The following is a 255-nucleotide window of genomic DNA, read 5'->3' as shown; positions in this document are numbered from 1 at the left end:
ACCGAGTCAGCAATCTCGTTTTGGCTTGTGTTCAATGCAATCAGAAGAAAGGTTCCAGGAGCGTTGAGGAGTTTCTGAAAGACAAGCCGGAAGTTCTGCGGCAAATCAAGAATCAATTAAAACAACCACTTAAAGACGCAGCTTCTGTTAATGCCACCCGTTGGAAACTGTTTAACAAACTGAAATCAACTGGTTTTCCCTTTGAAGCTGGTTCAGGAGCTTTAACTAAGTTTAACCGCAAAAAATTCGGTATTC

1 pseudogene is annotated in these 255 nt (G+C 41.6%); it reads left to right on the top strand.

From position 1 onward, the window contains the following. Positions 1-255, top strand: a pseudogene (locus ACYQ4O_RS13155) (RNA-guided endonuclease IscB); the annotation flags it as partial.

The organism is Turicimonas sp. TL08, assembly GCF_054660695.1.
Note: the sequence above shows the minus strand (reverse complement) of the source record. Positions and strands in the feature narration are given on the sequence as shown.